Source organism: Variovorax paradoxus, assembly GCF_009498455.1.
In the GTDB taxonomy this organism is placed as follows: domain Bacteria; phylum Pseudomonadota; class Gammaproteobacteria; order Burkholderiales; family Burkholderiaceae_C; genus Variovorax; species Variovorax paradoxus_H.
Window position 1 is genome coordinate 987,570 of sequence record NZ_CP045644.1, and the last position, 17,812, is coordinate 1,005,381.

The 17,812-nt window shown below is 70.0% G+C and carries 16 protein-coding genes; 9 read left to right on the forward strand and 7 right to left on the reverse strand.

Annotated elements, in window-relative coordinates:
- Positions 1-22 precede the first annotated feature (22 nt).
- Genes GFK26_RS04440 through GFK26_RS04450 form a run of 3 tightly spaced genes read left to right on the forward strand, consistent with a single transcriptional unit; the run spans position 23 to position 4,478 of the window.
- Positions 23-1,996 carry a site-specific recombinase gene (locus GFK26_RS04440; RefSeq protein WP_153280939.1) on the forward strand — a complete coding sequence of 658 codons (1,974 nt, stop codon included), beginning with the start codon at positions 23-25 and terminating at the stop codon, positions 1,994-1,996.
- A complete protein-coding gene (locus tag GFK26_RS04445; protein WP_153280940.1) occupies positions 1,993-3,264 on the forward strand; it encodes a cation:proton antiporter in 1,272 nt (423 codons plus the stop codon). Before GFK26_RS04440 ends, GFK26_RS04445 begins: the two co-directional genes overlap by 4 nt.
- The gene (locus GFK26_RS04450) at positions 3,261-4,478 is read left to right on the forward strand and encodes a YbdK family carboxylate-amine ligase (RefSeq protein ID WP_153280941.1); all 1,218 of its coding nucleotides are present in this window, start codon (positions 3,261-3,263) and stop codon (positions 4,476-4,478) included. Before GFK26_RS04445 ends, GFK26_RS04450 begins: the two co-directional genes overlap by 4 nt.
- A gap of 9 nt (positions 4,479-4,487) precedes the next feature.
- Here GFK26_RS04450 and GFK26_RS04455 read toward each other — a convergent pair whose 3' ends face one another.
- Positions 4,488-5,477 carry a GlxA family transcriptional regulator gene (locus tag GFK26_RS04455; RefSeq protein WP_153280942.1) on the reverse strand — a complete coding sequence of 330 codons (990 nt, stop codon included), beginning with the start codon at positions 5,475-5,477 and terminating at the stop codon, positions 4,488-4,490.
- Between the two features lie 101 nt (positions 5,478-5,578).
- Between GFK26_RS04455 and GFK26_RS04460 the strand changes: the two genes are divergently transcribed.
- Complete coding sequence (locus tag GFK26_RS04460) at positions 5,579-6,208, forward strand: isochorismatase family protein (protein ID WP_153280943.1); 630 nt, start codon at positions 5,579-5,581, stop codon at positions 6,206-6,208.
- Between the two features lie 23 nt (positions 6,209-6,231).
- Here the strand turns inward: GFK26_RS04460 and GFK26_RS04465 are convergent, their stop codons facing one another.
- Positions 6,232-7,017 (reverse strand): SGNH/GDSL hydrolase family protein, encoded by a 786-nt coding sequence (locus GFK26_RS04465; protein WP_153280944.1) that lies wholly within the window; start codon positions 7,015-7,017, stop codon positions 6,232-6,234.
- A gap of 86 nt (positions 7,018-7,103) precedes the next feature.
- Entirely contained in the window at positions 7,104-8,249 is a 1,146-nt protein-coding gene (locus GFK26_RS04470) for a helix-turn-helix transcriptional regulator (protein WP_153280945.1), read from the reverse strand.
- Positions 8,250-8,385: 136 nt separating this feature from the next.
- Between GFK26_RS04470 and thiL the strand changes: the two genes are divergently transcribed.
- Positions 8,386-9,342 (forward strand): thiamine-phosphate kinase, encoded by a 957-nt coding sequence (gene thiL / locus GFK26_RS04475; RefSeq protein ID WP_153280946.1) that lies wholly within the window; start codon positions 8,386-8,388, stop codon positions 9,340-9,342.
- Between the two features lie 7 nt (positions 9,343-9,349).
- Here thiL and GFK26_RS04480 read toward each other — a convergent pair whose 3' ends face one another.
- Both GFK26_RS04480 and GFK26_RS04485 read right to left on the reverse strand, forming a co-directional pair.
- Entirely contained in the window at positions 9,350-10,015 is a 666-nt protein-coding gene (locus GFK26_RS04480; protein ID WP_373696561.1) for a DUF3053 family protein, read from the reverse strand.
- A 123-nt stretch (positions 10,016-10,138) separates the two neighbouring features.
- Positions 10,139-11,038 (reverse strand): LysR family transcriptional regulator, encoded by a 900-nt coding sequence (locus GFK26_RS04485; protein WP_153280948.1) that lies wholly within the window; start codon positions 11,036-11,038, stop codon positions 10,139-10,141.
- A 99-nt stretch (positions 11,039-11,137) separates the two neighbouring features.
- Here GFK26_RS04485 and GFK26_RS04490 point away from each other — a divergent pair, with 99 nt between their 5' ends.
- On the forward strand, positions 11,138-12,148 hold the full coding sequence (locus tag GFK26_RS04490; RefSeq protein ID WP_153280949.1) for a Bug family tripartite tricarboxylate transporter substrate binding protein: 1,011 nt from the start codon (positions 11,138-11,140) through the stop codon (positions 12,146-12,148).
- 25 nt (positions 12,149-12,173) lie between these two features.
- Entirely contained in the window at positions 12,174-13,886 is a 1,713-nt protein-coding gene (locus tag GFK26_RS04495) for an FAD-dependent oxidoreductase (RefSeq protein ID WP_153280950.1), read from the forward strand.
- A 1-nt stretch (position 13,887) separates the two neighbouring features.
- On the opposite strand, the gene GFK26_RS04500 is transcribed toward GFK26_RS04495, so the two are convergent.
- Positions 13,888-15,354, reverse strand: a complete 1,467-nt coding sequence (locus tag GFK26_RS04500; RefSeq protein WP_153280951.1) for an MFS transporter — start codon at positions 15,352-15,354, stop codon at positions 13,888-13,890.
- A gap of 205 nt (positions 15,355-15,559) precedes the next feature.
- On the opposite strand from GFK26_RS04500, the gene GFK26_RS04505 reads away from it, so the two are divergent.
- Together GFK26_RS04505 and GFK26_RS04510 are read left to right on the forward strand one after the other, a co-directional pair.
- Positions 15,560-16,072: a phosphatidylglycerophosphatase A gene (locus tag GFK26_RS04505; protein ID WP_153280952.1), complete on the forward strand. Its 513-nt coding sequence runs from the start codon at positions 15,560-15,562 to the stop codon at positions 16,070-16,072.
- A gap of 5 nt (positions 16,073-16,077) precedes the next feature.
- Positions 16,078-16,593 (forward strand): CinA family protein, encoded by a 516-nt coding sequence (locus GFK26_RS04510; protein ID WP_228121915.1) that lies wholly within the window; start codon positions 16,078-16,080, stop codon positions 16,591-16,593.
- Between the two features lie 15 nt (positions 16,594-16,608).
- On the opposite strand, the gene GFK26_RS04515 is transcribed toward GFK26_RS04510, so the two are convergent.
- Complete coding sequence (locus tag GFK26_RS04515) at positions 16,609-17,799, reverse strand: Acg family FMN-binding oxidoreductase (RefSeq protein ID WP_194274026.1); 1,191 nt, start codon at positions 17,797-17,799, stop codon at positions 16,609-16,611.
- Positions 17,800-17,812 lie beyond the last annotated feature (13 nt).

The following is a 17,812-nucleotide window of genomic DNA, read 5'->3' on the forward strand; positions in this document are numbered from 1 at the left end:
TTCCTTTTCTCTTCCGCTCCCCATGGCTGCCGCATCGCGCGACTTGCAGGGGCTGCTTGCCGGCCTCGACCCCACGGCCGATGTGGCGCAGCGCCACATCTGGCTCATCAACCTCTTCGACTGGCTGCGCGGCGACCGCGCCTCGCCACAGGCCGCCATCGGCCGCGTGCAGTTGCTGCTCGACGCCGTCGAGGCGCGGCCCGAGCTGTGCGAACGGCTGCGCGCCTGGTGGCGCGCGTTCACCCAGTCGGTCGACCTCACAGCGCTGCTGGCCGACTACGGCTTTGCGCCGCGCACCGCCTTCCTCAGCGAATTCGGCGAGCGCATGCGCCGCAAGATATTGCCGGGCACGCCCGAGACCACCGACGCCTCGGACCTGTTCCGGCTGGTGCTGCCCGGCGTGTTCGATGCCGGCTGGATCGCGCTGCTCGACGACACCCAGCTCGCACGCATCGGTGCGCTGCTGTCCGACGCCGCCCCCGCGCACGACGGCTCGCCGCGCTGGCGCCACACGGTGATGGACGCGGTCACCTACTGCTGCAGCCAGGTGGTGGCGACGGGTTTCTCGCCCGAGCTGCGGCTGCGCATCAGCCCCGAAGCGGGCGAGGCGCGTCCTTTTCATGCGCTCATGTCCGACCTCGACGCGCTGCGCGAGCAGATGTTTGCGCAGCCGCGCAATGAAGACGCCCTGCAGGCCGCCTTCGTGGCTTTTCGCGACCGGCTCGACGCCTGCCGCTCCAGCGCCTCGTCGGTCTACACGCACCTGGAAGACAACGGCATCTCGGTCGGTCTGGTGTTCCGGCTGCGCCAGCTGCGCGAGCGCGTGCTGCGCATCCGCGAGCTGCTCGACTGCCTGATCTCGCCCGTGCCCGGGCCGAGCATGGCGCGGCTGGTCGGCAAGCTGGTGCTGGCGGGCGGCGAGCGCAACAGCATCCGCGCGCTGATCGCCTCCAACTCGTCGATGCTCGCGGCCAAGGTGACCGAGCGCAGCGCCGAGACCGGCGAGCACTACATCACGCGCGACCGCCGCAGCTACCTGCAGATGGTGAAAAAAGCCGCCGGCGGCGGCGCGTTCACGGCGTTGACGGTGCTGGCCAAGTTCGGCATCTATGCGCTGGCGCTGTCGGCCTTCTGGAGCGGACTGGTCTCGGGCGTCATGTATGCGGCCAGCTTTGTCGCGATCCAGCTGCTGCACCTCACGTTGGCCACCAAGCAGCCCGCAATGACCGCGCCCGCCATGGCGGCGCGGCTGCGCGACATCAAGTCGGACGGGGCCGTGGACCAGTTCGTCGACGAAGTGGCCAACCTCGTGCGCTCGCAGGTGGCGGCCGTGCTGGGCAACGTGCTGCTGGTGGTGCCGGCGGTCGGCCTGCTGGTGCTCGGCTACCAGGCCGCGCTGGGCCGGCCGCTGCTCGACGCGGCCCATGCCGCGGCCACGCTGAACGGTCTGTCGCTGCTGGGACCGACCGTTCTTTTTGCGGCATTCACCGGCATCCTGCTGTTTTCGTCCAGCATCATCGCCGGATGGACAGAAAACGCCTTTGTCCTGCATCGCCTGGACTCCGCCATGCGTTACAACCCTCGCATCGGCGCCTTTCTCGGTGCCGCCCGGGCCCGTCGCTGGGCCGCCTTCATGCGCACACACATCTCAGGCTTCGCCTCCAACATCTCGCTGGGACTCATGCTCGGACTGCTGCCTGCGTTCGCGGGCTTCTTCGGGCTCGGGCTGGATGTGCGCCATGTCACGCTGTCGGCCGGCCAGATTGCGGCCGCAGCAGCATCCATCGGATTGCCGGCACTGCACCAGCCGGCCCTGTGGTGGGCGGTTGCGGCGATTCCGGTGATCGGCGCGCTCAATGTGAGCGTGAGTTTTTATTTCGCTTTCCGGCTGGCGCTGCGCGCGCACAGCGTGAGCCTCGGTGACCGCGCCCGCATCCGCAGCGCGATCTGGGCCCGCTGGCGCAGCCGGCCGGTGAGCTTTTTCCTGCCTACATGAACCTGACCGAATTCATCGCCGAACTCCAGGGCTTCTGGGCCGAATGGGCGCGTCCCTCGGCCGGCCTGCCCACCGTGCTCTGGGCCCTTCTGGTGGCCGTCGCCGCCGCCTCCGGCCACCTGGTGCAGCGCTACCTGGGGATGCCGAAGGTCATCGGCTATTCGGTGGTGGGCGCGGTGGTGGGCTTTGCGGGCTTCGAGGGCGCGATCTGGCCGCTGCGCGGCATCAGCCTGTTCTTGCTGGAACTCGGCGCGGCCGTGGTGCTGTTCGAGGCCGGCGGGCGGCTGCCGCTGCGCTGGTTCCGCCACAACCCGATGGTGCTGGTGCAAAGCCTGCTCGAAGCAAGCCTGACCTACTTCGGCGTGTACTGGATATTGATTCTGCTGGGCCTGCCCGACCCGGTGGCCAACCCCATCGCGCTGATGGCGATCGTCGCCTCGCCCGCCGTGCTCAGTCGCGTGATCATGGACACCCGCGCCGCCGGCCCGGTGACCGAGCGCGCCATGACGCTGGCCACGCTCAACACCTTCTACGCGCTCACGCTGGGCTACGCGCAGGCCGGCCTGATCGAGCGCGCGCCGCAGTCGCTGATGCAAAAGCTCTACCCGGTGGCGGTGGTGCTGGGCATGTCGTTCGTGGTCGGCGCGATCATGGCGCTGGCATTGCGTTCGGCGCTGCGCGTGATGAGCCCGAGCAGCGAGAACACCTCGATCCTGCTGCTGGCGATCATCGCGGCGGGCGCGGCGCTTACGGCCCACATCGGCGGCTCGGCGCCGCTGGCGGCGCTCATCGGCGGCGTGCTGCTCAAGACACTCAATCCCAAGCCCTGGGCCTGGCAACGCCAGCTCGGCACCGCCTCGTCGCTGCTCACGATGCTGATGTTCGTGCTGGTGTCGATGGTGGCGGCGCAGGCCGACTGGACCCTGCCCGTGGCCAGCGTGGTGCTGGCCGTGATCGGCGTGCGCCTGGTCACCAAGATTTCGGGCGTGGCCATTGCCAACCCGGGCAGCGGCGCCAGCTGGAAGCAGGCCTTCTGGGTCGGCTGCGCGATGACGCCGCTGTCGTCGATCGCCCTGCTGATCGCCTCCAATTTCGCATCGGCCTCGCCGCTCCTGGGCACCATGATCACGCAGGTCGCCCTGCCCTCGATTCTGCTGATGGAAGTGATGGGCGCCGTGCTCGCCACTGTGGCGATCCACGCCGTGGGCGAGAGCTCGGTCCCCTGGACGCCGCAGGCCTTCAGCACCACGGAAGACACGCAGCGATGAGCAGCAGCAACCCCACCTCCATCCTCCCGATCGACCCGGACAGCGACGACGTCCGCTCCGCGCCGCTGCCCGCCGATCCGGCGAGCCGCGCCGTCAAGCTCGAGCCCTTCAACAAGTCGGAAGCGCTGTCGCTCGGCGTGGAGCTCGAGCTGCAGCTCGTGAACACGCACGACTACGACCTCGCGCCGTATGCCGAAGACATGCTGCGCCTGATGGCGCAGACGCCGCTGCCCGGCAGCGTGGTGCCCGAGATGACGTCGAGCATGATCGAAATCTCGACCGACATCTGCCATTCGGCGCAGGACGTGATCACGCAGCTGTCGCCCATCCGCGAGGCGCTGATCAAGAACGCCGACAAGCTCAACATCGCGGTGGTCGGCGGCGGCACGCACGCGTTCCAGCAGTGGCACGAACGGCGCATCTACGACAAGCCGCGCTTTCGCGAGCTGTCGGAGCTGTACGGCTACCTGAGCAAGCAGTTCACCATCTTCGGCCAGCACGTGCACATCGGCTGCCCCGACGCCGATTCGGCGCTGCTCATGCTGCATCGCATGTCGCGCTACATCCCGCACTTCATTGCGCTGTCGGCTTCGTCGCCGTTCGTGCAGGGGCAGGACACGCAGTTCGACTCGGCACGGCTGAACTCGGTGTTCGCGTTTCCGCTCTCGGGCCGCGCGCCCTTCACCACGAGCTGGAAGGAATTCGAGGCCTACTTCGAGCGCATGACCCGCACCGGCGTCGTGCGCAGCATGAAAGACTTCTACTGGGACATCCGTCCCAAGCCCGAGTTCGGCACCATCGAGATCCGCGTGTTCGACACGCCGCTCACCATCGAGCGCGCCGCCGCACTCGCGGGCTACGTGCAGTCGCTGGCCGCGTGGTTCCTGCAGGAGCAGCCCTTCGAGCCGTGCGAGGACGACTACCTCGTCTACACCTACAACCGTTTCCAGGCCTGTCGCTTCGGGCTGGACGCGGTGTATGTCGACCCGGCCAGCGGCCAGCACATGCCGCTGCGCGACCACATCCTGATGACCATGACCCAGCTCGAGTGGCACAGCGAGGCGCTCAACGCCACGCAGGCGCTGGGCGAGCTGCGCACCAGCGTCGAGGCCAACCGCAACGACGCGCGCTGGCTGCGCGAGAAGCAGGGCAAGGAACGGCTGCTGGCCGAGGTCGTGCGCCAAGCCTCGCTGCGCTTTCGCGGCGCGGCCTGAGCCAGTCGTTCAGGCGGCCACGGCCTCCTGCGAGAACTGCCGCCGGTACGCCGTCGGCGACACCTTGAATGCCGTGGCGAAGTGCTTGCGCAGCAGCACGGCCGAGCCGAAACCCGCATCGGCCGCCACGCGCTCCACCGAGCGGTCTGTCGTTTCGAGCAGCCGCTGCGCCAGCGCCAGGCGCTGGTTCTGCAGCCACTGGCCGACCGTCGTGCCCGTCGATTCACGGAAGCGCCGCGTGAAGGTGCGCCGGCTCATGAGCGCGCGATTGGCGAGCTCGTCGAGTTCGTGCGGCGTCTGCAGATGCCGTCCCAGCCATTCGAGCAGCGGCGTGAGCCGGTCGCGTTCGGCCGCCGCCGGCATGGGCTGCTGGATGTACTGCGCCTGGCCGCCCTGCCGGTGCGGCGCGACGACCATGCGCCGCGCGGCGCGGTTCGCGGTGTCGGCGCCATAGCGCACGCGCAGCAGGTGCAGGCAGCAGTCGATGCCCGCGGCCGTGCCCGCCGAGGTGAGCACGTCGCCGTCGTCCACGTACAGCACCTCAGGCTGCAGCACGACCTGCGGATATTGCTTGGCGAAGGCCGCGGCCAGGTGCCAGTGCGTGGTGGCGGGCCGCCCGTCGAGCAGGCCGGCCTCGGCCAGCACGAAGGCGCCCAGGCACAGCCCGACCACGGTGGCGCCGCGTCGGTGCGCCGCCTGCAGCGCACGGATGAGCGCGGGCGGCGCGGGCCGGCCGTCGTCGCGCCATGACGGCACCACCACGATCTGCGCGCGGCGGATCGCCTCCAGGCCGTGCGGCACCACCAGAGTGAAGCCCGCGTTGGTGGCGAGCGGCCCGGGCTCGGGTGCGCAGACCTGCACGCGAAAGCGCGGCGCGCCGGTGTCGGTGCGGTCTTCGCCGAACACCATGCAGGGCACGGAGAGGTGGAAGGGGCTGATGCCGTCGAACGCCACGACGGCGATGGTTTCAACGGCAGCCTTGGTGGTGGTCGAGCGCATGGCCCGATCTTATCGATGAATGGCTTTCGGGCCACTGTCGCGAAATCCGCCGTGCGCGAAGAATCGAGCCGTTCCACACACAAACACCGAAGGAGATACCCATGAGCCAATCCGCACCGCGCCGCGCCCTCGTCGTCATCGACGTGCAGAACGAATACTTCGAAGGCGGCGGCCTGCCGATCGAATACCCGCCGGTCGAGAGCTCACTGCCGAAGATCGCGCAGGCCATGGACGCGGCCCGCGCGGCCGGCGTGCCGGTGGTGGTGGTGCAGCACCACGCACCCAAGGGCGCGCCGGTCTTCCAGGCCGACCACTTCCACGGCCAGCTGCATCCCGAGATCGCCAAGCGCCCGCGCGACCACCTGGTCACCAAGGCCTTCCCGAGCGTCTTCACCGGCACCGACTTCGCCGACTGGCTCACGCGCCACGAGATCGACACGCTGAGCGTGACCGGCTACATGACGCAGAACTGCGACGCGTCCACCGTGTTCGAGGCCATGCACCGCGGGCTGAACGTGGAGTTCCTGTCGGACGCCACCGGCGCACTGCCTTACGAGAATGCGGCCGGCCGCGTGAGCGCGGAGGAAATCCACCGCGTGTTCAGCGTCGTGTTCCACAGCAACTTCGCCGCCGTGGCGACGACCGACGTGTGGATTGCTGCGCTGAAGAGCGGCGCGGCGATCGAGAAGGACAACGTGGTCATGTCCAACCGCCGCGCGCGCGGCGTCTGACCCTCACAGGAGATCAGGCCAGGTCAAGCCAAGTTCAGCGGCTGCAGCACCGGCTTCCAGCGCTCCACCGCGATCTTCTTGAAGCCACGCCCGTTGGGGTGCAGCTCGTTGGCCCAGTCGCTCGGGCCCAGCGTGCCGCGGCTGTCCACCACGTGCAGGTGCTGCGGGTCGCCCTTGGCGATGTTCAGCAGCATGCCGTGGAAGCCGTCGATCAGGTGGTCGACGCAGGGCTTGAACAACTCCGGCGCCACGCCCGCGTCGACCAGCGCCGGGCGCAGCCAGCCTTCGCGCCCGAACAGCGCCTCGCCCGTGGGCGGGGCGTAGTCGTAGCTGTGCATGACGATGTGACAGTCCACGCTCGTGCGGGTGTAGATGAGGCCGATGAGCGCGCGGTACTGCTCGTCCATCTCGACGAGGAACTGGTCGAAGCCGCCCGTGCCGTTGCGAAAGCACTGCGCGGCCAGCGTCTCGGCGGAGCAGTCGGTCTTGAGCAGCGGGCGCAGGTCGTTGAAGCCCGCGAAGTCGTTGCCACCGCCGCTGATGAACACCGCCGACAGCGTCGGGCCGTACAGGCGCAACGACTCGCGCACCGCGTTGCGGTACTTGCCGTCGACGTAGTCGTGCGTTTGCGCGCCGTTCATGCCCTTGGCCAGGATCACGTGGCCGCGCGCGCCGACCACGTCGCCCAGGTAGTTCAGCAGGCAGCCGCCCGGCAGCGGGTACCAGAACCACGAATCGCCGAACGCGAGGATCGTCGCGGTGCCGTGCGGGCCCGTCTGCATCTTGGTCTCGTCCCAGTAGACAGCCATGGCGAACTCCTCGTTGTCGGTGTATCGGGCGCCATGGTTCTCGCAAGCGCCGCGCGGCGCCATCCCTCGTTCGCGGTAGACCCTGCTCAGCCGCCCAGCCGCAGCGACTGCACCAGCAACACCAGCTCGGCCTGCCGGTGGCAGTCGGTCTTGCGCATCACGTTGCGCAGGTGGCTGCGCGCCGTGTGCTCGGAGCAGTGCTGCGCGGCGGCGAAGTCCTTCACGGTCTTGCCGCTCGCGATGAGCAGCGCAAGCCGCGCCTCGGTCGGGCTCAGGCCGAGCAGGCTTTCCATCTGCCGCGGGTCGGTGGCGGCGGCCTCGGCCGGATGGGCGAAGACCACGAGCGCGCGGTGGCGCTGGCGCAGCACGGCCAGCGGGTGCGAGGGCTTCAGCGGCAGCACGGTGATGCGAACGACGCCGCCGGCTACGGTCAGGTGCAGCACGCCGGCCCGCTCACCGCCGGACGCGGCGCAGGCCTCGCGCACCCGCTGTTCGAAGGCCGACTGCAACGTCGGCGACGCGAGCCGCAGGCGCCCCTGCGCGCTGTCGAACAGGCCGCCGCGGCCTGCGCACGCGGTCGCGCGGGCGTTCAGGTGGTCGATGCGGCAGGCTTCGTCGAGCACGGCGATGCCTTGCGGCAGCGCGTCGAGCGCCGACAGCCCGGTCGCCGCGTGCTCGCCCAGCTGCGCCATGCGGGCACGCAGCTCGCTGGCGCGCACGAGGTGCGGCGACAGGCGCCGGCAGAAGGCCTCGCTCTCGGGGCCGTAGGGCGCCTCGGCCCGGGGGCGAATGAAGCCGAGCACTTCGCGCGTGTCGTCGTCGGCGCGCAGCCCCATGGCGAGCGTGTGGCGCAGGCCGAGCGGTGCGAGCCAGTCGACATAGATCGGGCTGTGCGACAGCGCGCGTGCGCCGAAGTAGGTGTGGTCGGTCACCGGCGTGCCCAGCGGGGCCTTCACCGGCATCTGCATGCGGATGTCGTCGCGCGCCAGGTGCTGCTCGTACTCGCGCACCTTGTCGGGCGGGCTCTCCAGGTTGGCGAGCCCCGCACCCACCACCGAGCAGTCGGCGCGCCGCACGGTGAGCGTGTGGAAGCAGGCGGCGCCGAGGGTTTCGCGCATGGCATCGAGCGCGTCGTACCAGTCGCCGGGACAGGTGATCCCGTCGTACAGCAGGGCAACGACCCGGTCGATGTCTGCTTCTGCGGACACGCCGCCCTGCACGATGGCTGTCATGACGAACTCCCCCTGTTTGGACTTTTGATGTATCCGTTTGCGGCACGGTATTACAAAATGCTTCAGGTGTCAGCCCCCATTTCCCGTGGGCGCCGCGACGAGCGGTCCCGCGCCAGGTCGTTATGCTCTCGCACCCATGGGTGAATTCGACCTGATCACACGCTATTTCAAACGTCCCGCCACGCGCTCGCCGCTGGGCGTGGGCGACGACTGCGCCTTGCTCGCGCCGGCCGCGGGCATGCAGCTCGCCGTGTCCTCCGACATGCTGGTGGAGGGGCGGCACTTTCTGTCGACCGTGGAGCCGGCCCGGCTCGGCCACAAGGCGTTGGCCGTGAACCTCAGCGACCTGGCCGCCTGCGGCGCGAAGCCGCTGGCCTTCACGCTCGCGCTGGCACTGCCCGGCGTGGACGAGCCCTGGCTCGAGGGTTTTTCGCGCGGCCTGTTCGCGCTGGCCGACGCGCATGGCTGCGAACTCGTGGGCGGCGACACCACGCGCGGCCCGCTCAACATCTGCATCACCGTGTTCGGCGAAGTGCCGGCCGGCGCCGCGCTGCTGCGCTCGGGCGCGCGCGCGGGCGACGACCTGTGGGTGAGCGGCTCGCTCGGCGATGCGCGGCTGGCGCTCGAGGTGTTCCGCGGCACGCTGAGCCTGCCTGCCGAGGCGTTCGCACAAGCGCGTGCACGCATGGAACAACCCACGCCCCGCGTGGCGCTGGGCCAGGCGCTGCGTGGCATCGCCACGTCGGCGGTGGACGTGAGCGACGGCCTCATCGGCGACCTGGGCCACATCCTCGCGTCGAGCCGCGTGGGCGCCACGCTCGATGCCGATGCAACCGCCGCGCTGATCGCGGTCGACACCGCCGGCCTGCCCGCCGAGGCGCTGCGCACCTGCGCGCTCTCGGGCGGCGACGACTACGAGCTGGTGTTCACTGCACCCGCCTCGGCCCGCGATGCGGTTCTGCAGGCCGGCGTGAACAGCGCCACGCGCGTGACGCGCATCGGCCGCATCGAGGCGGACGCGGGGCTGCGCATCATCGATGCGGGCGGCGCGCCGGTGTCACAGCGCTTCGGCTCGTTCGATCACTTCGTCTGACGTCGGGTCAGGAGCCGCGCATCACCGCGCGCATCTTGTCCTGCGCGGCGTTGATGGCAGCCGACTGTTTGCCCAGTTGCTGCGCCATCTTGTTGAGCTCCGCTGCCACCGCCGGATCGGTCACGGTGAGCGTGGCGCCGGAGACCTGAAGCTTCGACTTGTTCTTCTCCATGAAATCGGCGATGGCCAACGCACTGTCGAAGACGGCGTCGACCGGAGGGAACACCTCCTTGAACGTGGTCGCCGGCGTGGTCACGGTCTTCTCGAAGGCCTTGGCATAGACCTGCTTCAGGTCGTCGGGCTGCTTGAGTTGCGCGCGCGCCGCGTCGGCCTTGGCCAACTGCTGGTCGAGCGCGGTGCGCAAGCCGCCCAGGCCCTCCTTGGCGGCCTTGAGATCGTCACGGCGTGCCGGCAGGTCGGCCATCGAGCGCAGCGCGCCCTTGGCCATGATCTGCGTCATCGGCTTGCTCACCGACTGGTTCATGCCTTCGTTGAAATCGGTGATCACCGCGTAGTGCTGCGCGTAGTCGCCGAACGATGTTTTTTCTTCGGCGGTGGGCGTGGGCACGCGCAGGCCGGGCTTGTCGAGCACACGGGACTGCAAGAAGGTGATGAAGGCGGTGCGCTGCTCGGCCTCCTTGTTGCCGCAGGCGACGAGCAGCATCGACAGCATCAGGCCGAGTGCAAGGCTCGGCCATGCAAAAGAGAAACGGGATCGGGTTGTTGTTGTCATGAGGGCCTGCTTTCGCGCGAAGGAAAAATGGTCAGCCAGCATACGGCCGCCCCGCCTTCACGGCTACTGCACGCTCTGCTTCAACGCCTCGATGAACGCGCGCGCCGCCGCCGACAGCGAATGGCCGCGCTTGGTGACGATAGAAATGTCGCGCGCCACGCGCGGCGCACTGAGCACCTTCACCACGAGCACCGGGTTCTTCTCGGCGCGCGCAAAAGCCGACGGCATGATCGACGCGCCCATGCCTGCCGCCGTCATCCACAGCGCGGTGGACAGGAACGACACCTCGTTCACCACATCGAGCGTCACACCGGCGTCTGCCGCCGTGCCGTCGATGAGCGGGCGCACGCCGTAGCCGGGGCGCACGGTGATGACGGGGTGGCGCCCCAGGTCCGACCAGCGCACCACGCGCGCCTTGGCCAGCGGGTGGTCGGTGCGGCACACCACGGCGAGGTGGTCGCGCAGGAGGCGCTGCACCTCGACCTCGGGACCGGGCCGCTCGGGCGTGCCGATGCCGAAGTCGACGTGCTCGCCGAGGATGCGCGACAGGAACTGGTCGGGCGCGCAGTCGTTCACCAGCACGCGAACTTTCGGGTGCTGCTCGCCGAAGGCGCGCAGCGCATCGGGCAATAAAAACCCTGCCAGCGTGGGCGTGATGGCCAGCGTCACGCGGCCGCGTTCCAGCGTGGCGAGTTCGCGGAAATCGGCCGAGAGCGAGTCGACGTCGCGCAGCACGCGCTCGACGGTGGAAATCATCTGCTCGGCCGCCGACGTGGGCTTGAGCGCACGCGTGGTGCGGTCGAACAGGCGCGTGCCCAGACCTTCTTCAAGCTGGCGGATCAGCATGCTCACGGCCGACTGCGTGACGAACAGCCGCGTGGCCGCGGCGCCGAGCTTGCGCAGCTGGTAGACCGCGAGGAACGCACGCAGCTGGCGCATCGTAGGACTGAAGTTCGTATTCATCAGAAAATTTGAAAAATCATTCGGAATTTCTTGATTTACGAATGAATCCTGCCATCGTTCAATCTCCCATCAAAGCACCGGATCCAAGGAGAGGCCCGAATGACAGCACCCATCGCCCGTGGCTTGCGCGCATTTCAGAGGCGATGGCTGTGGGCTGCGGCCGGTGCGCTGCTGGCAAGCACCGCCTTCGCGCAAGTTCCCACCGGCGATGCCTTCCCCACCAAGCCGATCCGCATGGTCGTGACCTTCCCGCCCGGCGGCAGCGCCGATGGCGTGGTGCGCATGCTGGTGCCGCGGCTGAACGAGAAGCTGGGCCAGCAGGTGGTGGTCGACAACCGCCCCGGCGCGGGCGGCAACGTGGGGCTGACGCTCGTCGCCAAGGCGCCGGGCGACGGCTACACGCTGGGCGTGGGCGCGGCAGGCGCGCTGGCGGCCAACGTGAGCCTGTACCCGCAGATGCCTTTCGATCCGCAGAAAGACCTCAAGCCCGTGGGCATGCTGGCGGCCATTCCCTTCGTGCTGGTCGGCCATCCGTCGGTGGCCGCGAAGACGCAGCGCGAACTCATTGCGCTGGCGAAGGCGAAGCCGGGCTCGCTGTCGATCGGCCATGGCGGCAACGGCACGGCCATGCACCTGTCGGCGGCGCTGTTCAACCAGATGGCGGGCACGCGGCTCGTCGAGGTGCCCTATCGCGGCTCGGGCCCGGCCGCGCTCGATGTGCTCGGCGGTCAGATTCCGCTCGCGGTGGTCGACCTGCCCTCGTCGCTGCAGCAGATCCGCGCCGGCAAGCTGATCGCGTTTGCCGTGACCAGCCCGCAGCGCCTGCCGATGCTGCCCGAGGTGCCGACGGTGGCCGAGGCCGGCCTGCCGGGCTACGACTCGACCGGCTGGTTCGGCGTGGTCGCACCGGCCGGCACGCCGGCGCCGGTGGTGGCGCGGCTCAATGCCGAACTCAACGCCGCGCTCGGCGACGAGCAGGTGAAGACGGCCATGCGCGCGCTCGGCGTGGAACCCGCGCCGGGCTCGGTCGAGGCCTTCGACAGCTACATCCGCGCCGAGACGAAGAAGTGGGCCCAGGTGATCCAGGACGCCCACATCAAGCTCGACTGAACGACAGACACGCCCACAGAGAGACATGACGACGACCGCCGACACCTCGATGCAAGCCGACGTGCTGATCGTCGGCGCCGGCCCCGTGGGCCTCACGCTGGCGATGGACCTGGCCTCGCGCGGCGTGCGCGTGATCCTGTGCGAGACGCGCCGCTTTGCCGAGCCGCCGAACGTGAAGTGCAACCACGTGGCCTCGCGCACCATGGAGCAGTTTCGCCGCCTGGGCGTGGCGCAGCAACTGCGCGATGCGGGGCTGCCGGCCGACCACCCGAACGACGTGGTGTTCCGCACCTCGGTGACGGGCACCGAGCTCACGCGCATTCCGATTCCGTGCCGGCGCGACCGCTACACCGAGACCGAAGGCCCCGACGCATGGTGGCCCACGCCGGAACCGCCGCACCGCATCAACCAGATCTACCTCGAGCCCATTCTGCTGAAGCACACGGCCGCGCTGCCGGGCGTGACGCTGCTCAACCGCACGCAGTTCGAGCGCTTCACGCAAGACGCCGACGGCGTGAGCGCCACCGTCACCGACATGGACAGCAGCGCCACGCGCAGCATCCGCTGCCGCTACCTGGTCGGCTGCGATGGCGGCAGCTCGCCGGTGCGCAAGCAGATCGGCGCGAAGCTGGAAGGCACGGCCGTCATCCAGCGCGTGCAGTCGACCTTCATTCGCGCGCCGCAGTTGCGTGAGCTGATTCCAGGCAAGCCCGCGTGGTCGTACTACGCGATGAACCCGCGCCGCTGCGGCACGATGTTCGCCATCGACGGCCACGAGACCTGGCTGGTGCACAACCACCTGAACGCCGAAGAGCCCGAGTTCGATTCGGTCGACCGCGACACCTCGATCCGCGAGATCCTGGGCGTGGGCCCCGACTTCCGCTACGACATCATCAGCAAGGAAGACTGGATCGGCCGGCGCCTCGTGGCGACGCGCTTCCGCGAAGGCCGCGTGTTCCTCGCGGGCGACGCCGCGCACCTGTGGGTGCCCTACGCGGGCTATGGCATGAACGCCGGCATTGCCGACGCGCTCAACCTCTCGTGGCTGCTGGGCGCCTGTGTGCAGGGCTGGGCCGACGAGGCCATCCTCGATGCCTACGAGGCCGAGCGGCTGCCGATCACCGAGCAGGTGTCGCAGTTCGCGATGGACCATGCGCAAAAGATGATCCGCGCGCGCCGCGCCGTGCCGCCCGACATCGAAGCGCCCGGCCCCGCGGGCGATGCACAGCGCGCCGACATCGGCCGCGAAGCGTATGCACTCAACGTGCAGCAGTTCTGCTGTGGCGGGCTCAACTTCGGCTACTTCTACACCGGCTCACCGATCATCGTGCCCGACGGCGAGCACCGCGCGCCGCCGTACTCGATGGGCGAGTTCACGCCCTCCACCGTGCCCGGCTGCCGCGCGCCGCACTTCTGGCTGGCCGACGGGCGCTCGCTGTACGACGCCTTCGGCCCGGGCTACACGCTGCTGCGCTTCGACCGCAGCGTGGACGTGCGCCCGCTGGAGCGCGCCGCCGCCGCGTACCGCATGCCGCTCACCGTGCTCGACATCGAGACCGCGAGCCTGCCCAAGGCCTATGCGCACCGGCTCGTGATGTGCCGCGCCGACCAGCACATCGCGTGGCGTGGCGCGCACCTGCCGGCGGATGTGTATGACCTGGTGGCGACGCTGCGCGGTGAATCGCGGCGCGAGCGTGGACGCCGCCGCGCGCTCGCCTGGGAAGGCGTGCTGGCTTAGCTCAGGCGTTGCGCAGCGCCACTGCGCGCGATGCCAGCCAAGCGGCGATGGCAGGTGCCAGCGCGAAAGTCGCGAATAACCAGATCGCTGCGGAGCGCGCACCGTCGACGCCGCCGGGCACCGTGAGCCCCGCCGCATTCGCCACCAGACCCGCCACGGCCGCACCGACCGCCATGCCGTAGAGCTGCACGGTGGTGATCGACGCCGACGCCAATCCTTCTTCGCCGCGCGGTGCCAGCGCCATCACGCGCGTCAGCAGATGCGGCCAGCCGATGCCCACGCCGAAGCCGACGGCCGCCAGCGCCACGGCCACGAGGGTGGTCTCGACGTTGGCGCCGAGCGCCCCCGGCGTCGGCAGCAGCCACGCGAGCGCCAGCAGGCCTGCTGTGCAGACCACCGGCCCGGCGCGCAGCATGCGATCGGCGCGCGCGCCATGGCGGCCCGACGAGAGCAGCGAACCGATGCTCCAGCCGCCCGCCATCGCCGCCGTGAGGTAGCCCGCCATGAGCGGCGTGTGGCCGTGCAGCAGCTGCAAAAAGTAGGGCACGAAGATCTCGGTGGTGGTGCCGATGAGCAGCAGCGCCACGCTCGCGTAGATGGCGCCCAGCGGCGTGCCGAGCGCATAGGCACCGGTCGGCAACAGGCGCACGGCACCGACGCGGCGGTCGATGCGCGTGGCGGCGAAGCCGATGGCCAGGCCCAGAGCCACGCCCACGGCCTGCCCCGCGAGGCCGGGCCAGAAGCCGCTGGCGGCAATCACCAGCACCGAGAGCGCCAGCAGCGCGATCTGCGGCGCCGGCACGCGCGGCATCTGCGCCGGCCGGTCATGCCGGACGCCGGCCGCGGGCCGCAGCTGCACCGTCACCAGCAGGGCCTGCGCCGCCGCCACCGGCAGCAGCGCCCAGAAGGCCCAGCGCCAATGGCCGGCCTGCGCGAACAGCCCGCCCACCGCCGGTCCGCACAGCGTGGCCACGCCCCACATGCCCGACACCAGCGCCACCGCGCGCGGCCACAGGCGAGGCTCGAACACGCGCTGGATCAGCCCGTAGCTCAGCGCCCCCAGCAGGCCGCCGCCCAGGCCCTGCACCGTGCGCCCCGTGAGCAGCCACGGCATGGCCGGTGCCAGCGCGCAGCCCACCGAGCCGGCAGTGAACACGGCCAGCGCCACGAGGCAGGCACCGCGCGGCCCGCACGCGGCCAGCAGTCGCACCGAGAGCGTGGCACCGAGGATCGAGCCGACCACGAACAAGGTCGTGCTCCAGGCGTACCAGTCGAGCCCGCCGATCTCGCGCACCACCGAGGGCAGCACGGTCGTCACGATGTGGACGTTGACCGCGTGCAGCGCGACACCGCCGGTCAGCGCCAGCGCGCGCCAGCCGTTGCGCCCGCTGAACAGGTCGCGCCACGCGGCGGTGGGCGGCGGCGCGCCAACGGCGGCAGCGTCGAGGGAGGAAGAAGATGACGACATGGGAACGAAGGAGAACGCAAAAGGAGCCTGGATACTAGGCGGCGCCCCTCAATTAAACAAGCTATTGCTTTGATAAATAGAAACTTCGGCGTGCAGGCGTCGGGCGGGATGCGCGACACTTCGAAGCCGATGCACGCTGCTTCTTCTTCCTCTGCTTCTTCTTCGATGGATTCCTCTCCGCCACCGGCGCCCTGCCCCGTCCCCGATGCGTCGCCCCACCCTGCAGTTTCTGCTCTCGCACCCCGCGCACTTCATTGCGCTGGGCTTCGGCTCGGGGTTGTCGCGCTTCGCGCCCGGCACCGTGGGCACGCTGTGGGCCTGGGCCGCCTTCGTGGTGATGCAGCTGTGGTTCACGCCCGCGACCATCGGCTGGATCATCCTGGCCGGCCTGCCGATCGGCTGGTGGGCCTGCACGGTGGCCGCGCGGAACATGAACGTGTCCGACCCCGGCGCCATCGTGTGGGACGAAATCGTCGCCTTCTGGCTCGTGCTCTGGCTGGTGACGCCGGCCGGCCTGTGGGCGCAGGTCGCGGCCTTCGCGCTGTTCCGTTATTTCGATGCCGCCAAGCCCGGGCCCGTGGGCTGGGCCGACGCCGTCTTCAAGCCGCGCGACCCCGCGCGCGTGCAGTGGTGGCGCGCCGGCTTCGGCATTCTTCTGGACGACCTGGTGGCGGCCTTCTGCACGCTGCTGGTCATTGCGCTGTGGCGCGCATGGTGAAACTGATGGAACCCTCCACTTCCTCTGCATTGGCCGAACAGGACACCCCCGCGCTCGTCGCGACGCTGGCCGAGCGGCTGCAGGCCCGGGGCTGGATGATGGCCACCGCCGAAAGCTGCACCGGCGGCCTGATCGCCGGCGCCTGCACCGACCTCGCGGGCTCCAGCGCGTGGTTCGAGCGCGGCTTCGTCACCTACTCGAACGCTGCCAAGACCGAGATGCTCGGCGTGGACGCCACGCTGATCGACGCCCACGGCGCCGTCAGCGAGCCCGTGGCACGCGCGATGGCCGAAGGCGCCATTGCCCGCGGCGCGCCGGCGCGCGCGGCCGTCGCCGTGACCGGCGTGGCCGGCCCCACAGGCGGCTCGCCCGACAAGCCGGTGGGCACCGTGTGGTTCGGCTGGTCGGTCGACGGGCAGGTGCGCACCGAGCGCCGCCGCTTCGACGGCGACCGCGCCACGGTGCGCGCGGCCACGGTGCACTACGCGCTGCAGACGCTGATCCAGCTGCTGCCGCGCTGACCACGCCCGGGCTGTTCAGGCCTGCATGAAATCGCCGACCGGCCGGCGCGGCGCAGGCGGCACCGGCCCGGTCGGAAAGCCCAGGCGGCACATCATCTGCACGGTCGGGCTGCGCGCATGGCGCGACGGCACGGCGCCGATCAGCATGTCGTGCGCCGCCGCGTAGTGCGGCGCCATCTCCGGAAACTCCTCGAGCGGCTGGCTCATGGGCTGCATGCCCAGGCCCAGGTCGGTGGCGCGCAGCTGCTGGCGCACGTAGGCGCGGCCCGCGGCGATCTGCTCGCTGCGGCTGTTGCCACCGGTGCTGATCCAGACGAAGCCCATCGCCGTGTGGGCCTGGTCCTCGAACATCCGCAGCGTCTGCCGGAACGACAGGCTGTCTTCGGCGGCCGGCACCTCGCGGTCGAAGCGCCCCAGCGCAACGGCCAGGCGCAGCGCCGGGTCGTTGAGCGACACGCCGTCGCGGTGCGCCAGGATTTCCTGCGGCCCGATGCGCAGCATGCGCAGGTTCTCGCGTGCGGTGTGGGGCGTGGCCAGCTCCACGTGCGCCGCGGCCGCACAGAGCTTGCGCAGCGGCAGCACGCGGGCCATGTCGACCGTGCCGGCAGACTGCACACCCGCGCCGGCACTCGAGGCCACGGCCGCGGTGAGCCCCTGCAACATGTCGGCCGACACCGTGCGCCCGGTGTCGAAGCGCTGCTTGGGCGTGCGCCGCCGCAGCACCTGCGCGAACAGCGGATCGGGCGTGCCGCCGCGCGACAGCGTGAGGCGCGCCACCGGCAGGTCGGGCCACTGCGGCGGTTCGCCCGCCGGTTCGCCCTGCGGCCACAGCTGCACGCGTGCCTGCACGCCCTGCTGGGCCAGTGCCATCACCAGCAGCTCGATGAACGCGCCGTGGCCGATCATGAGCTGGCGCCCGAACGGATCGGTGGCGGGCTGCACGCGCGCGCGGTCGGTGTACAGCACGATGGCCCCGGGCTCGCGCAGGTCGACCCGCCAGGGCTGGCCGTTGTAGGCCGTGGGCGCGGTGACGGCATAGGCGATGGCGCGCTTGCGCACATCGGGCTCGTCGCCCGGGCCGTTCCAGATCTCGAAGGCGGCGGCCGGCACGTCGGCATGAAGCCACCAGGTCGCCAGGGCCGTCGCGCCCGCCGCCACCGCGAGGCCGCCTCCCAGCAGGCGCACGAAATTTCTGCGTTCTCTCATGGGCTCGGTTGGT

What these genes read in the sequence shown, in the direction of transcription:
- GFK26_RS04440 (WP_153280939.1), top strand. Translation starts at nt 23, where the DNA reads ATGGCTGCCGCATCGCGCGACTTGCAGGGGCTGCTTGCCGGCCTCGAC.
- GFK26_RS04445 (WP_153280940.1), top strand. Translation starts at nt 1,993, where the DNA reads ATGAACCTGACCGAATTCATCGCCGAACTCCAGGGCTTCTGGGCCGAA.
- GFK26_RS04450 (WP_153280941.1), top strand. Translation starts at nt 3,261, where the DNA reads ATGAGCAGCAGCAACCCCACCTCCATCCTCCCGATCGACCCGGACAGC.
- GFK26_RS04455 (WP_153280942.1), bottom strand. Translation starts at nt 5,477, where the DNA reads ATGCGCTCGACCACCACCAAGGCTGCCGTTGAAACCATCGCCGTCGTG.
- GFK26_RS04460 (WP_153280943.1), top strand. Translation starts at nt 5,579, where the DNA reads ATGAGCCAATCCGCACCGCGCCGCGCCCTCGTCGTCATCGACGTGCAG.
- GFK26_RS04465 (WP_153280944.1), bottom strand. Translation starts at nt 7,017, where the DNA reads ATGGCTGTCTACTGGGACGAGACCAAGATGCAGACGGGCCCGCACGGC.
- GFK26_RS04470 (WP_153280945.1), bottom strand. Translation starts at nt 8,249, where the DNA reads ATGACAGCCATCGTGCAGGGCGGCGTGTCCGCAGAAGCAGACATCGAC.
- thiL (WP_153280946.1), top strand. Translation starts at nt 8,386, where the DNA reads ATGGGTGAATTCGACCTGATCACACGCTATTTCAAACGTCCCGCCACG.
- GFK26_RS04480 (WP_373696561.1), bottom strand. Translation starts at nt 10,015, where the DNA reads ATGCTGTCGATGCTGCTCGTCGCCTGCGGCAACAAGGAGGCCGAGCAG.
- GFK26_RS04485 (WP_153280948.1), bottom strand. Translation starts at nt 11,038, where the DNA reads ATGAATACGAACTTCAGTCCTACGATGCGCCAGCTGCGTGCGTTCCTC.
- GFK26_RS04490 (WP_153280949.1), top strand. Translation starts at nt 11,138, where the DNA reads ATGACAGCACCCATCGCCCGTGGCTTGCGCGCATTTCAGAGGCGATGG.
- GFK26_RS04495 (WP_153280950.1), top strand. Translation starts at nt 12,174, where the DNA reads ATGACGACGACCGCCGACACCTCGATGCAAGCCGACGTGCTGATCGTC.
- GFK26_RS04500 (WP_153280951.1), bottom strand. Translation starts at nt 15,354, where the DNA reads ATGTCGTCATCTTCTTCCTCCCTCGACGCTGCCGCCGTTGGCGCGCCG.
- GFK26_RS04505 (WP_153280952.1), top strand. Translation starts at nt 15,560, where the DNA reads ATGCGTCGCCCCACCCTGCAGTTTCTGCTCTCGCACCCCGCGCACTTC.
- GFK26_RS04510 (WP_228121915.1), top strand. Translation starts at nt 16,078, where the DNA reads ATGGAACCCTCCACTTCCTCTGCATTGGCCGAACAGGACACCCCCGCG.
- GFK26_RS04515 (WP_194274026.1), bottom strand. Translation starts at nt 17,799, where the DNA reads ATGAGAGAACGCAGAAATTTCGTGCGCCTGCTGGGAGGCGGCCTCGCG.